12 protein-coding genes are annotated in these 13055 nt (G+C 54.9%); 8 read left to right on the forward strand and 4 right to left on the reverse strand.

The genetic code is table 11. The features are described from left to right. Window positions 1-134: 134 nt before the first annotated feature. The 6 genes from flhB to CWM66_RS10620 all read left to right on the forward strand — a co-directional run bounded on the left by flhB (window position 135) and on the right by CWM66_RS10620 (window position 7347). On the forward strand, window positions 135-1295 hold the full coding sequence (gene flhB, locus CWM66_RS10595) for a flagellar biosynthesis protein FlhB (RefSeq protein ID WP_202626125.1): 1161 nt from the start codon (window positions 135-137) through the stop codon (window positions 1293-1295). After that, window positions 1288-3366, forward strand: a complete 2079-nt coding sequence (gene flhA / locus CWM66_RS10600; RefSeq protein WP_007371563.1) for a flagellar biosynthesis protein FlhA — start codon at window positions 1288-1290, stop codon at window positions 3364-3366. The genes flhB and flhA overlap by 8 nt, the downstream gene beginning before the upstream one ends. Further along, window positions 3366-3776, forward strand: a complete 411-nt coding sequence (locus CWM66_RS10605; RefSeq protein WP_007371564.1) for a flagellar protein FlhE — start codon at window positions 3366-3368, stop codon at window positions 3774-3776. Before flhA ends, CWM66_RS10605 begins: the two co-directional genes overlap by 1 nt. Before the next feature lie 302 nt (window positions 3777-4078). Continuing rightward, window positions 4079-5653 (forward strand): MFS transporter, encoded by a 1575-nt coding sequence (locus tag CWM66_RS10610; protein WP_007371566.1) that lies wholly within the window; start codon window positions 4079-4081, stop codon window positions 5651-5653. A 10-nt stretch (window positions 5654-5663) separates the two neighbouring features. Beyond that, window positions 5664-6803, forward strand: a complete 1140-nt coding sequence (locus CWM66_RS10615) for a glycoside hydrolase family 105 protein (RefSeq protein WP_007371567.1) — start codon at window positions 5664-5666, stop codon at window positions 6801-6803. A 253-nt stretch (window positions 6804-7056) separates the two neighbouring features. Continuing rightward, a complete protein-coding gene (locus CWM66_RS10620; RefSeq protein WP_007371568.1) occupies window positions 7057-7347 on the forward strand; it encodes a hypothetical protein in 291 nt (96 codons plus the stop codon). Window positions 7348-7492: 145 nt separating this feature from the next. Here the strand turns inward: CWM66_RS10620 and argS are convergent, their stop codons facing one another. After that, window positions 7493-9226 (reverse strand): arginine--tRNA ligase, encoded by a 1734-nt coding sequence (argS, locus tag CWM66_RS10625; RefSeq protein WP_007371569.1) that lies wholly within the window; start codon window positions 9224-9226, stop codon window positions 7493-7495. Between the two features lie 213 nt (window positions 9227-9439). Between argS and CWM66_RS10630 the strand changes: the two genes are divergently transcribed. Together CWM66_RS10630 and cutC are read left to right on the forward strand one after the other, a co-directional pair. Next, window positions 9440-10000, forward strand: coding sequence for a VOC family protein (locus CWM66_RS10630; protein WP_007371570.1), 561 nt, complete (start codon window positions 9440-9442; stop codon window positions 9998-10000). Between the two features lie 70 nt (window positions 10001-10070). Next, entirely contained in the window at window positions 10071-10814 is a 744-nt protein-coding gene (cutC, locus tag CWM66_RS10635; protein ID WP_007371571.1) for a copper homeostasis protein CutC, read from the forward strand. Between the two features lie 82 nt (window positions 10815-10896). Here the strand turns inward: cutC and cmoB are convergent, their stop codons facing one another. From cmoB to CWM66_RS10650, 3 genes are read right to left on the reverse strand one after another with little or no spacing between them, the layout of a single operon-like run. Beyond that, on the reverse strand, window positions 10897-11868 hold the full coding sequence (gene cmoB, locus CWM66_RS10640) for a tRNA 5-methoxyuridine(34)/uridine 5-oxyacetic acid(34) synthase CmoB (protein ID WP_007371572.1): 972 nt from the start codon (window positions 11866-11868) through the stop codon (window positions 10897-10899). Next, a complete protein-coding gene (cmoA, locus tag CWM66_RS10645; RefSeq protein ID WP_007371573.1) occupies window positions 11865-12605 on the reverse strand; it encodes a carboxy-S-adenosyl-L-methionine synthase CmoA in 741 nt (246 codons plus the stop codon). The genes cmoB and cmoA overlap by 4 nt, the downstream gene beginning before the upstream one ends. Window positions 12606-12644: 39 nt before the next feature. Then, complete coding sequence (locus tag CWM66_RS10650; protein WP_007371574.1) at window positions 12645-13040, reverse strand: MAPEG family protein; 396 nt, start codon at window positions 13038-13040, stop codon at window positions 12645-12647. Window positions 13041-13055: the final 15 nt, after the last annotated feature.

The following is a 13055-nucleotide window of genomic DNA, read 5'->3' on the forward strand; positions in this document are numbered from 1 at the left end:
TTGTCCTCGTTTCGGGCGCGTGGATGAATCCTGAAGGGCAATTCAAATGGCGAAAACCCCTTGTTTTTATGCCTTACTCTGCCCATTAGATACCCTTGACTCTGGCAATATGTTGTCAAACCCGTAATCCGTGGATGCAGGCCGTGGCCTCTGAAGACAACGAAGACAAAACAGAAGCCCCCACAGCGCACCGACTAGAAAAGGCGCGTGAAGAAGGGCAAATCCCCCGATCAAAAGAGCTGACATCACTGCTGGTGATGCTGGTGGGTGTTTGCATTCTGTGGTTTGGCGGCGAGATGTTTGGTCGACGGTTATCGATGGCGCTCTCTTCCGGGCTGCGCTTCGATCATAAAATCATCAATGATCCGGGGCTATTTGTTGGGCAGGTGATCATGATGCTGAAAACGGCGCTGATGGGGATGCTGCCGCTGTTGACTGGCGTGGTGATTATCGCGCTGATTGCGCCGGTAATGTTGGGTGGGCTGGTTTTCAGCACCAAGTCGCTGGCGTTTAATTTTTCCAAGCTCAATCCGCTGAGCGGTCTTGGACGTCTGTTTTCCTCCCAGGTTGGCGCTGAACTGTTTAAAGCGTTAATGAAAGCCCTGCTGATGGGCAGCGTCGCCGGGATATTCGTCTGGCATCACTGGCCGGATATGATGCGCCTGATGAGCGAATCGCCGTTAACCGCCATGGCCAGCGCCCTTAATCTGGCCGGGTTGTGTGCGCTGCTGGTGTCGCTGAGCATCATCCCGATGGTCGGTTTTGACGTTTTCTGGCAGATCTACAGCCATATGAAAAAATTGCGCATGTCACGCCAGGACATTCGTGACGAATTTAAACAGAGCGAAGGCGACCCGCATATCAAAAGTCGCATCCGCCAGATGCAGCGAGCCGCCGCTCGCCGCCGCATGATGGCCGATGTACCGAAAGCCGATGTGATTGTCACCAACCCGACGCACTATGCCGTCGCGCTGCAATATGACGAAAATAAAATGAGCGCGCCGAAAGTGGTGGCAAAAGGCTCCGGTCTGGTGGCGCTGCGTATTCGCGAGTTGGGTACGGAAAATCGCGTACCGATTCTGGAAGCACCGCCACTGGCGCGTGCGCTTTTCCGTCATGCGGAAATTGGACAGCAGATCCCAGGTCAGCTTTATGCGGCGGTAGCCGAAGTGCTGGCGTGGGTATGGCAGTTGAAACGCTGGCGACTGTCAGGCGGACAACGACCTGTTAAACCTGAGAATCTTCCGGTGCCTGAAGCGCTGGATTTTATGAACGAGAAGGACACTGATGGCTAATCTGGTAGCAATGCTGCGTCTGCCCAGCAATCTGAAATCGACCCAATGGCAAGTGCTTGCCGGGCCTGTGCTCATTTTGCTTATTTTGTCGATGATGGTGCTGCCGCTGCCGGCGTTTGTCCTCGACCTGCTGTTTACCTTTAATATCGCGCTGTCGATCATGGTGCTGCTGGTGGCGATGTTCACCCAGCGTACGCTCGAATTCGCTGCTTTCCCGACCATTCTGCTGTTTACCACTTTGCTGCGCCTGGCACTCAACGTCGCCTCCACGCGTATCATTTTGATGGACGGGCACACCGGTGCCGCCGCCGCAGGGCGCGTGGTTGAAGCCTTCGGCCACTTCCTGGTCGGCGGTAACTTTGCCATTGGTATCGTGGTGTTCGTCATCCTCGTGATCATCAACTTTATGGTTATCACCAAAGGTGCAGGACGTATCGCGGAAGTGGGCGCGCGCTTCGTGCTCGACGGGATGCCCGGTAAGCAGATGGCGATCGATGCCGACCTTAACGCCGGGATCATCGGTGAAGATGAGGCGAAACGCCGTCGTTCGGAAGTGACGCAGGAAGCCGATTTCTACGGTTCCATGGACGGTGCGAGTAAGTTCGTTCGTGGTGATGCCATCGCCGGTATTCTGATCATGGTGATCAACGTCATCGGTGGTCTGCTGGTGGGTGTGCTGCAACATGGCCTGTCGATGGGCGATGCAGCGGAGAGCTATACGCTGTTGACTATCGGTGATGGCCTTGTCGCGCAGATCCCGGCGTTGGTTATTTCAACCGCCGCGGGCGTTATCGTTACGCGTGTCAGCACCGACGAAGATGTCGGCCAGCAGATGGTTGGGCAACTCTTCTCGAACCCGCGCGTCATGTTGCTGAGCGCCGGTGTCCTCGGTCTGTTGGGGATGGTGCCTGGCATGCCGAACTTTGTCTTCCTGCTGTTTACCGCCGCGCTGCTCGGGCTTGCCTGGTGGTTGCGCGGACGTCAACAGGAGGCACCTGTCGACGCGGTACCAGTGAAAGCCCCGGAAAACACGCAGGCCGTAGAAGCGACCTGGAATGATGTGCAACTGGAAGATTCCCTCGGTATGGAAGTGGGTTACCGCTTGATCCCGATGGTGGATTTCCAGCAGGACGGCGAGTTGCTGGGACGTATCCGCAGTATTCGTAAGAAATTTGCTCAGGACATGGGCTTCCTGCCGCCGGTGGTACATATTCGCGACAACATGGATCTGCCGCCCGCGCGTTACCGTATTCTGATGAAAGGGGTGGAAATTGGCAGCGGCGAAGCCTATCCGGGCCGCTGGCTGGCGATTAACCCAGGTACGGCAGCCGGTTCGCTGCCGGGCGAGCAGACTGTCGATCCGGCTTTTGGTCTGGCAGCAATCTGGATCGAAAGTGCGTTGAAAGAGCAGGCGCAAATCCAGGGCTTTACCGTGGTGGAAGCGAGTACCGTGGTAGCCACGCACCTCAACCACCTGATTGGTCAGTTCTCGGCGGAACTGTTTGGCCGACAGGAAGCGCAGCAACTGCTTGATCGCGTAAGCCAGGAGATGCCGAAGCTGACCGAAGATTTAGTGCCGGGCGTGGTGACGCTGACCACGCTGCACAAAGTGTTGCAAAACCTGCTGGCGGAGAGAGTGCCGATTCGCGATATGCGCACCATTCTCGAAACGCTGGCGGAGCACGCGCCGCTGCAAACCGACCCGCACGAACTCACCGCGGTGGTGCGCGTAGCGCTCGGCCGTGCGATTACGCAGCAGTGGTTCCCGGGTAATGATGAAGTGCAGGTGATTGGCCTTGATACGCCGCTGGAACGTCTGCTGCTGCAAGCACTGCAGGGCGGTGGTGGCCTGGAGCCGGGGCTGGCCGACCGTTTACTGGAGCAGACTCAGGAAGCGCTGGCGCGTCAGGAGATGCTCGGCGCGCCTCCGGTGCTGCTGGTCAACCATGCCCTGCGTCCGTTACTGGCGCGTTTCCTGCGTCGTAGCCTGCCGCAGCTGGTGGTGATGTCGAATATGGAGATGTCCGACAATCGCCATATCCGCATGACCGCAACCATCGGGGGTAAATAATGCGTTATCTCATCCTGCTGATCGTCGCGCTGCCGTTGTTCGCCTGCGCGGCGGGTGAAGGTGCCTGGCAAGCCAGCAGCATTGGCATCCGGCTGGATAACCGGGGCGTAGCGGCGTCGTCACGGCCATTAGGGCCAACGCAGCCGGTCGATGGTCTGATAACGGAAGTCTCCTGGCGCTATGAGCTGAACGGCCCGACGCCAGCGGGATTGCTGGTGCGTCTCTGTTCGCAGACGCGCTGCGTGGCGCTCGATGGCCAGAGTGGTTCAACGCGAGGTTTGGCGGATGTACCCGCTGCTGAACAATTGCGTTTTGTCTGGGAAGTACCGGGCGGCGGGCGTTTGTGGCCGCCGCTGAACGTCCGCAGTAACCAGGTCATTGTGAATTACCGTCAGCCTGCCAAAAGCTAGCCGCTTCGCTGGCAATAAACTCAATCGCTTAGCTGTTTTTTTAGCCTTCGATCCCGCCATCAGAGCGGGATTTTGCTATCTGCCACTCATTTTTGACCACGCCTTTTGAAGCATTAGAAACGCTGTTTTATAAATCAGTGATGCGCGTATCGACACTCTTTGCATTTTTGCCAGTTACGCCTTTTTGCTGGCAGAAACAGAAAGGTTTCCTGTTGCACATCCTCTTACTTTAGCCGTGTAAGAAATTCCTTTGGCTAAGCCGGATTGTCAAAGGTCCCCAATAATGAACAGGGTTGACGGCAATGAAAACACGTAAAATTGGACTGGTTAATTACCTCGCCTACGGTTCTGGCGATTTTCTGGGAGCGGGCACGACCGCGTTGACCGCAGCATGGTTACTCTATTTCTACACAACCTTTTGTGGTCTGACACCGATCGAAGCGACATTTATCTTTGCAGCCGCAAGGGTGCTGGATGCAGTTGTGAGTCCGCTGATGGGCTTTTTGACCGATAACTTCGGTACGACCTGGCTGGGTAAGCGCTTTGGTCGCCGCAAATTCTTTATCCTGCTGGGTATTCCTTGTGTGTTCAGCTACTCAATCATGTGGGTAGGGGACATGAGTTTTTGGTATTACCTGCTGACCTATCTGCTGTTTGATGTGGTCTACACCATGATTCTGGTGCCCTATGAAACGCTGGTGCCAGAAATGACCGATGACTTCAAACAGAAAACCAAATTCTCCGGCGCGCGCATCTCAATGGCGCAAATGTCAGCGATTCTGGCGTCATTCCTGCCGGGGATCCTGTTGACGCATTTCGGCAAGGACAACCCGATCTCTTTCTTCTATGCCAGCCTGGTGTTCTCGGTAATGTGCGCGATGATGCTGACGTTTGTCTGGTGCTTCACCTGGGAGCGCCCGCGTGAAGAGTGGACAGAAGCGGCGCTGCGCGCGGAAGCGGAGAAGAAACATCTTACTCTCGGCCAGAGTCTGAGCCGCCTGTTTGTCGAACTGAGCTCAACGCTGCGTATCAAAATCTTCCGCCAGCACCTGGGCATGTATCTCGGCGGCTATATCGCGCAGGATGTGTTCAACGCCGTATTCACTTACTACGTGGTGTTCGTGTTGATGCAGGAAGCCTCGGTGGCATCCAGCCTGATGGGCACCATGGCGATATTCCAGTTCATTGCGGTTATCGCCATGATCCCGCTGTGTATTCGTTTTGGGCCTGCACCGTCTTACCGCATGGTGGTGGTGCTGTTCGGTCTGAGTGCCGCGTCTTACGCCGTGCTTTATTACACCGGTTTGAGCGATGTGTACTCGCTGTTGCTGCTGGTTTCTGCCGTTGCAGGGCTGGGGCGCGGCGGTATCAACTATGTGCCGTGGAATACCTACACCTATATCGCTGACATTGACGAAGTGGTCACTGGTCAGCGTCGTGAAGGGATTTTCGCTGGCATCATGACGCTGACGCGCAAAGCCTCGCAGGCCGGTGCGGTGATGCTGGTGGGGATCGTGATGCAGGCATCCGGCTTTGTCTCCGGGCAGAAAACCCAGGCGGCGGAAGTGAGCCATACCATTCTGCTGATCATGTGCTTTGGCACTATCGCCGTGCTGTGCTGCGGTTTCCTCGTTTCCTTGCACTTCAGGCTGAATCTGAAAACGCACAGCGTGCTGCGTGAAGAGACGGCAAAAATGCGCCAGAGCGGCCGTGCGATGCCGGAATGCATTACCCCGCAGGCGCGGGAAACGGTCGAGATGCTGGCGGGAATGCCATACGAATCCCTGTGGGGCAATAACAATATCGGCTATCTGAATCGTAATAAACCTGCCGCGCCCTCCCTGAAAGACGCGTCACTGAAATCGACTTACAACTGAGGTTAAGAATATGAAGGTTTGGCCTGTCAAACACAGCCCGTTACTGCGGCAGCCGGAGCGTTTTATCGCCCGTGATGAACTGAAGGCGTTGATTCGCAAGGTTACCCACAATCTGGTCAACATTCACGATACCAGTGGCGAATTTTTACTCCGGCTGGATGATGGCCGCGTGATTGACACCAAAGGCTGGGCTGGCTGGGAGTGGACGCACGGCGTCGGGCTGTACGGAATGTATCAGTATTACCGCCAGACCGGAGATGAGAGCGTTCGCGAGGTGATTGATAGCTGGTTCGCCGACCGTTTTGCAGAAGGCGCAACTACCAAAAACGTCAACACCATGGCGCCGTTCCTGACACTGGCGTACCGCTATGAAGAGACGCGCAATCCAACGTACTTGCCATGGCTGGAGAGTTGGGCGGAGTGGGCGATGAACGAGATGCCACGCACCGATCACGGCGGTATGCAGCATATTACGCTGGCGGAAGAGAATCACCAGCAGATGTGGGACGACACCCTGATGATGACGGTACTGCCATTGGCGAAGATCGGTAAACTGCTCAATCGTCCGGACTATGTGGAAGAGGCGGTCTATCAATTTCTGCTGCATGTGCAAAATTTGATGGATCGGGAAACCGGGTTGTGGTTCCACGGCTGGAACTACGAGGGGCTACATAACTTTGCCAAAGCGCGCTGGGCGCGCGGCAATAGCTGGCTGACCATCGTGATCCCGGATTTTCTTGAGCTGGTGGATCTGCCGGAAAATAACGCGGTGCGCCGCTATCTGGTGCAGGTGCTGAATGCGCAAATCGCCGCACTGGCGCAGTGTCAGCATGAGAGCGGGTTGTGGCATACACTGCTGGACGATGCCGATTCCTATCTGGAGGCGTCGGCTACCGCAGGGTTTGCCTACGGTATTCTGAAAGCGCTGCGTAAACGCTATGTCAGTGCTGATTATTCTGAGGTGGCAGAAAACGCGGTCAAAGCGATCGTTGGCAATATTTCGCCGGAAGGGGAGCTGTTGCAGGTTTCGTTCGGTACCGGCATGGGCAGTAATCTGGAGTTCTACCGCCAGATCCCGCTCACCTCTATGCCCTATGGTCAGGCGATGGCCATGCTCTGCCTGACGGAATATTTGCGTAAATATTTCTGAGTTCGTTATGCGTAAAATAAAAACCGCTCCTGCTTATGGTGAGCGGTTTTCTATCTGGAATAATCCGATCATTTTTTCATATTGCGAATAATTAATCTGAATGCAATTAATAAAAACATTCACCGTGTGAATAATGACATTATTTATTCGTTATTAATAAAAATGTGATTAAGCACACACTGTATGGATTCTGTATCGTCTACTTTTAATTTGTGTTTGAGATTTATCTAATACGTAAAACAAGGAGGTGGAAATGGGTGAAATAGTGGGTGGCTATATTATTGACCCTGCGGTGAACATCAATGAAAAGGGAATGACGAAAGATCAGGTATCCCGGTTTATAACGGCGTTTGAAGGGATCGTCGGAGCGAAATATTTGCCGCTAATGTATATTGGCAGTCAACTGGTTGCTGGCCATTTGTACGCTTATATTGCTCAACGCACTTTTATTCATTCCCAGTCAGTAGAGGTTTCCCTGGTCAAGGTCGTTATATATGAGTCATTTGACAATGAATTAGCTATCCACTCGATTAGTGAGATCTGAACCATATTATCGTCATGATAGTGATTGCTCTTTGAAATAAACATCCTGTTATTGTTAACTCTGTCATTTATTGTATATGCGCGTCTGTTCAATCTTAGCCAGATTGTAACAAACAGTCCGCCTCCGTTGAGGCGGACGATTTTTTTTACATTCTGTCGACGGTTTCAATACCCAGCGTATCCAGCCCCAGCTTCAGCGTTTTCGCCGTCAGCAGCGCCAGTTTCAGACGGCTGTTGCGCACCTCTTCATCCCCGGCGGAGAGAATCGGGCAGTGCTCATAGAAACCGGAAAACAGACCGGCCAGATCGTACAGGTAGGCGCACATCACGTGCGGTGTCCCTTCACGAGCCACAACATTCAGCGTCTCTTCAAATTGCAGCAGGCGGGCTGCCAGTTGTGATTCGCGCTCTTCGCCGATGGTAACCGGTGCATTCTCCAGCACGCTCTCTTCAAGACCCGCTTTGCGGAACACGGAGAGTACGCGCGTGTAGGCATACTGCATATACGGTGCGGTATTGCCTTCAAATGCCAGCATGTTATCCCAGTCGAAAACGTAGTCGGTGGTACGGTTCTTTGACAGATCCGCGTATTTCACCGCGCCGATGCCTACCGCGTTGGCCAGTTTTTCCAGCTCGTCTGCCGGCATTTCCGGGTTTTTCTCGGCAACCAGACGACGGGCACGCTCCAGCGCTTCGTCCAGCAGATCGGCGAGTTTCACCGTACCGCCAGCACGTGTTTTAAATGGTTTGCCATCTTTGCCCAGCATCATGCCGAACATATGGTGTTCCAGCGGCACGGAATCCGGCACATAACCGGCTTTGCGCACGATAGTCCACGCCTGCATCAGATGCTGGTGCTGACGGGAATCAATGTAGTAGAGCACGCGATCGGCATGCAGCGTTTCATAACGGTATTTGGCGCAGGCGATATCGGTGGTGGTGTAGAGGTAGCCGCCATCCTTCTTCTGGATGATGACGCCCATCGGTTCGCCTTCCTTGTTTTTGTACTCATCAAGGAACACCACGGTAGCGCCTTCACTTTCTACCGCCAGGCCTTTAGCTTTCAGGTCGGCAACGATGCCAGGCAGCATCGGGTTGTAGAGGCTTTCGCCCATCACATCTTTGCGCGTCAGGGTAACGTTTAAGCGCTCATAGGTTTGCTGGTTCTGACTCATGGTGATGTCAACCAGCTTGCGCCACATTTCACGGCAGTATTCATCGCCGCCCTGCAGTTTTACGACATAGCCGCGCGCACGCTCAGCGAAGGCGGCATCTTCGTCGTAATGTTTTTTCGCTTCGCGGTAGAAACCTTCCAGATCAGCCAGCGCCATTTCTCCGGCATTTTCCTGCTGCTTTAGCTCAAGATACGCAATCAGCATGCCGAACTGCGTGCCCCAGTCACCAACGTGGTTCGCGCGAATAACGTTGTGGCCGAGGAATTCCAGCGTACGTACGGAGGCATCGCCAATAATGGTTGAGCGCAGATGGCCAACGTGCATCTCTTTCGCCACGTTTGGCGCAGAGTAGTCAATCACAATGGTCTGCGGCTGCGGCTGCGTTACGCCCAGGCGTTCAGATTTCAGTGCCTGGTTAACTTCCGCGGCGAGAAATTCCGGCGCGAGGAAGATATTGATAAAACCCGGCCCGGCGATTTCAACTTTGTTGGCAATCCCGTCGAGTGAGAGATGAGACAGAACCTGCTCAGCCAGTTGTCGCGGCGCCATGCCCAGTTTTTTAGCCACTGCCATTACACCGTTAGCCTGATAGTCGCCAAACTGGACTTTTGCTGACTGACGAACCTGAGGTTCGCAATCGGCGGGCGCGCCTGCCGCGATCATAGCCTGACTGACTTTTTCTGAGAGAAGAGCCTGAATATTCACCGGGATACCTTACGTTTAGGACGCGACACATGCGGGCGCGTCCGGGTGTTCATTAAAGGCGGGAGTATACTGCAATTGCCCGTTGGCGTCAGCACCGCGTCGCGCGTGGTCTGTGCAGAAAATCATCCACCGGCGCGCAGAAAGCCTGGGAGTTGGTGAGCGTCGCATAACAAGGTAGATTATGCGCTTTGCGACGACATACGGGTACGGCTTATGAACAACTGGCAAGAAATTGAAGAGTTGCAGGATATTGTCGCGGATCTGCCGCGTTTTCGCGACGATTTGCAGTCGCTAATCACGCGATTAGGGCTGGCGATTGCGCCACTTCATGCCGACCATATTTCCCTGCGCTGCCACCAGAACGCCACGGCGGATCGCTGGCGACGCGGATTTGAACAGTGCGGTGAATTGCTGTCGGAAAATATCATTAACGGGCGCCCGATCTGTTTGTTTAAATTGCATCAGCCACTGCATGTGGAGCACTGGGCATTTACGGTGATTGAACTGCCGTGGCCGGGCGAGAAACGCTATCCGCACGAAGGCTGGGAGCATATCGAAATTGTCCTGCCAGGCGCGCCGGAAACCCTGAATGCCCGCGCGCTGGCGCTACTGGCTGATGAAGGGTTAAGCCAGCCGGGCATCGCCGTGAAAACCAGCTCGCCAAAAGGAGAACGCGAGCGTTTGCCAAATCCAACGCTTGCGGTAACCGACGGCAAAGTGACGGTGAAATTTCATCCGTGGACCATTGAAGAGATTGTTGCCAGCGAGCAGTGACGCTTGCAGGTGTGAGGGCGCGCAGATTCGCAATTATATAAGCGTGCCATGATGAACAAAGGGAGGAGCTATGGCCTTACTGGAAATCTGTTGTTACGGCGTTGATGACGCGGTGATCGCTCAGCAGCAGGGGGCAGATCGCATCGAGTTTTGTGCGGCACCGAAAGAGGGCGGGTTAACGCCTTCCACCGGTGCGCTGAAAAGCGTCCGTCAGCGAGTGACGATTCCGGTGCATCCGATTGTTCGCCCACGCGGCGGCGATTTTTGCTACCGCGCCGATGAATTTGCCGCCATGCTGGAAGATATCCGGCTGCTGCGCGAACTCGGTTTCCCCGGTCTGGTAACGGGTGTACTAAACGAAGACGGTCAGGTCGATATGCCGCGCATGCGGGAAATTATGTCGGCGGCGCAGGGGATGGCGGTGACCTTTCATCGCGCCTTCGATATGTGCGCCAACCCGCAGCAGGCCTGCGATGCGCTGGCAGAATTAGGCGTTGTTCGTATTCTCACTTCCGGCCAGCAGGCGTCAGCGGAAAAAGGACTTTCATTAATTAGGGAACTTAATGCCCGCTCTGGCGCTCCAATCATTATGGCCGGTGCTGGTGTGCGTCCGCAAAACCTGGAAATATTCCTGGCGGCGGGAGTCAAAGAGGTGCACAGCTCAGCAGGACGCTGGTTCGCGTCGCCGATGCGTTATCGCAATAGTGGATTATCGATGTCGTCGGATGCCCAGGCGGATGAATATGCCCGCTACGGTGTTGACGGCCCGGCAGTGGCGGAGATGAAGCAGATTATTGCGCTTCACCGCCCGTAACAGTTTTTACCGCGCATCATGTCGCCCAATATGATGCTTGCTCGTACCAGGCCCCTGCCATTAACAGGGGCCTTTTTTTATCTTATGGTTTACGGGCAATCAGTACGGCGCGCAGCGGCGCCGGATAGCCTTCGACGGTTTTCGTGCTGTCATGTGGATCGAGGAAATCTGCCAGCGATTCGGTCACCATCCACGGCGTCCGACGCTGCTCCTCGGTGCTGGTAACGCACATATCGGCGATACGCACATCGACAAAACCACACTTCTCAAGCCAGTTTTTCAGCGCCAGCGCTGAAGGAATAAAGTAGACGTTGCGCATTTGCGCATAGCGATCGCCCGGAACCAGAACCGTGTGTTCATCACCTTCAACCACCAGTGTTTCCAGAACCAGCTCACCCTCTTTCACCAGTTGATCTTTCAGTTGCCACAGATGCTCCAGCGGCGAACGGCGGTGATAAAGTACGCCCATCGAGAATACCGTGTCGAACGCGTTCAGCGCCGGAAGTTGCTCAATCCCCAGCGGCAACAGGTGTGCGCGGCGATCGTCGCCCAGCAGCTTACGTACCGCTTCGAACTGGCACAAAAAGAGTTGCGTCGGATCGATCCCGACTGCCAGCGACGCTCCGGCGCCAATCATGCGCCACAGGTGATAACCGCTGCCGCAGCCGACATCGAGGATGGTACGTCCGCGTAAGTCCGACAGGTGCGGCAGCACGCGATCCCACTTCCAGTCGGAGCGCCATTCAGTATCAATATCAATGCCATACAGAGAAAACGGCCCTTTGCGCCACGGCATCAGGTTACGCAGCAGCGTTTCCATGCCCTTGAGCTGACCGGCGCTCAGCGGCTCATCACTTTGCGCCGTCACGCCATTGAGCAGGTCCAGCTTTGCTGGCGTAAGCTGCGGCAGAAATTCGACCGCATTGTTCCACTGTTTAAACTGCCCGTGCAGAGCCTCGCGCTGCCAGGCGGAAATCTGCGGCGGCAGCGTGTCGAGCCAGTGAGCTAATGGGCCAACGGCAATTTGCTGATAAAAACGGCCAAACTCGATCATGCCTTCTCCGCTTTCAGTGCGACCAGCGAACCGAAGTTAAAGCACTGGAACCACAATTCACTGTGTTCAAACCCGGCGGTATGCAGGCGCGCTTTATGCGCCTCGACGGAGTCTGTCAGCATGACGTTTTCCAGCATGCTGCGTTTCTGGCTGATCTCCAGCTCGCTGTAACCGTTGGCGCGTTTAAAGTCGTGATGCATATTGAACAGCAGTTCGCCGACAGTGCTGTCTTCAAAACTGAATTTTTCCGACAACACCAGCGCACCGCCCGGATTCAGCCCCTGATAGACCTTTTGCAGCAGCTTCAGGCGATCGTCCGGCTCGAGAAATTGCAGCGTAAAGTTGAGCACCACCATCGAGGCATTTTCGATCTGAATATCGCGAATATCGCCTTCGATCACCTCAACGGGCGTCGGCGCTTTGTAGGCATCGATATGGCGACGGCAGCGTTCGACCATCGCCGGCGAGTTATCCACGGCGATAATTTTGCAGCCATCCTGATGAATGTTGCGGCGTACCGACAGCGTGGCGGCACCGAGTGAACAACCGAGATCGTAAACCTGCGTGGCGGGCTGCACAAAGCGCTCCGCCAGCATGCCGATCATCGAAATAATATTGGAGTAACCCGGTACGGAACGCTGGATCATATCCGGGAAGACTTCGGCTACCCGTTCATCGAAAGTCCAGTCGCCCAGGCTGGCGATAGGCGCAGAAAAAAGCGTGTCGCGGTGAGACATAGTGTAAATATCCGGGAAAACAAAGGGGCGTATTGTGCGCTAATGCAGGGAGAAAACCAACTCCCAGGGCATATACCACAGATTGGCCAGCACCATCAGCAACAGCGAACAAAACGTTGCGCCCATACCAGAACGACGCCAGCGAACCAGCCGGTGGTGGTATCCGTAATAATGCATCAGGCGGCCGACAATCAACATCAGCCCGCAGATATGCACCATCCAGGTTTCTGCGCCGTCCATCTCCATGAACAGCAATAGCAGCAGCGCGACAGGAATATATTCCACGGCATTACCATGGATGCGTATCGCGCTTTGCAGTTCACTGAACCCGCCGTCGCCATAACTGACGCGATACTGTGAACGCAGGCGGATAACATCAAAGGAAAACTTCAGCAGTAATAATGCACCCAGCACGGCGTAGAGCGCGCTAACCATACTAACTCCCTTTAC

Origin of the sequence: Kosakonia sp. H7A (genome assembly GCF_003028445.1) — a bacterium.
Classification (GTDB): domain Bacteria; phylum Pseudomonadota; class Gammaproteobacteria; order Enterobacterales; family Enterobacteriaceae; genus Kosakonia; species Kosakonia radicincitans.

What these genes read in the sequence shown, in the direction of transcription:
- flhA (WP_007371563.1), top strand. Translation starts at nt 1,288, where the DNA reads ATGGCTAATCTGGTAGCAATGCTGCGTCTGCCCAGCAATCTGAAATCG.
- CWM66_RS10650 (WP_007371574.1), bottom strand. Translation starts at nt 13,040, where the DNA reads ATGGTTAGCGCGCTCTACGCCGTGCTGGGTGCATTATTACTGCTGAAG.
- CWM66_RS10605 (WP_007371564.1), top strand. Translation starts at nt 3,366, where the DNA reads ATGCGTTATCTCATCCTGCTGATCGTCGCGCTGCCGTTGTTCGCCTGC.
- cmoB (WP_007371572.1), bottom strand. Translation starts at nt 11,868, where the DNA reads ATGATCGAGTTTGGCCGTTTTTATCAGCAAATTGCCGTTGGCCCATTA.
- cutC (WP_007371571.1), top strand. Translation starts at nt 10,071, where the DNA reads ATGGCCTTACTGGAAATCTGTTGTTACGGCGTTGATGACGCGGTGATC.
- cmoA (WP_007371573.1), bottom strand. Translation starts at nt 12,605, where the DNA reads ATGTCTCACCGCGACACGCTTTTTTCTGCGCCTATCGCCAGCCTGGGC.
- CWM66_RS10620 (WP_007371568.1), top strand. Translation starts at nt 7,057, where the DNA reads ATGGGTGAAATAGTGGGTGGCTATATTATTGACCCTGCGGTGAACATC.
- CWM66_RS10630 (WP_007371570.1), top strand. Translation starts at nt 9,440, where the DNA reads ATGAACAACTGGCAAGAAATTGAAGAGTTGCAGGATATTGTCGCGGAT.
- CWM66_RS10615 (WP_007371567.1), top strand. Translation starts at nt 5,664, where the DNA reads ATGAAGGTTTGGCCTGTCAAACACAGCCCGTTACTGCGGCAGCCGGAG.
- CWM66_RS10610 (WP_007371566.1), top strand. Translation starts at nt 4,079, where the DNA reads ATGAAAACACGTAAAATTGGACTGGTTAATTACCTCGCCTACGGTTCT.
- flhB (WP_202626125.1), top strand. Translation starts at nt 135, where the DNA reads ATGCAGGCCGTGGCCTCTGAAGACAACGAAGACAAAACAGAAGCCCCC.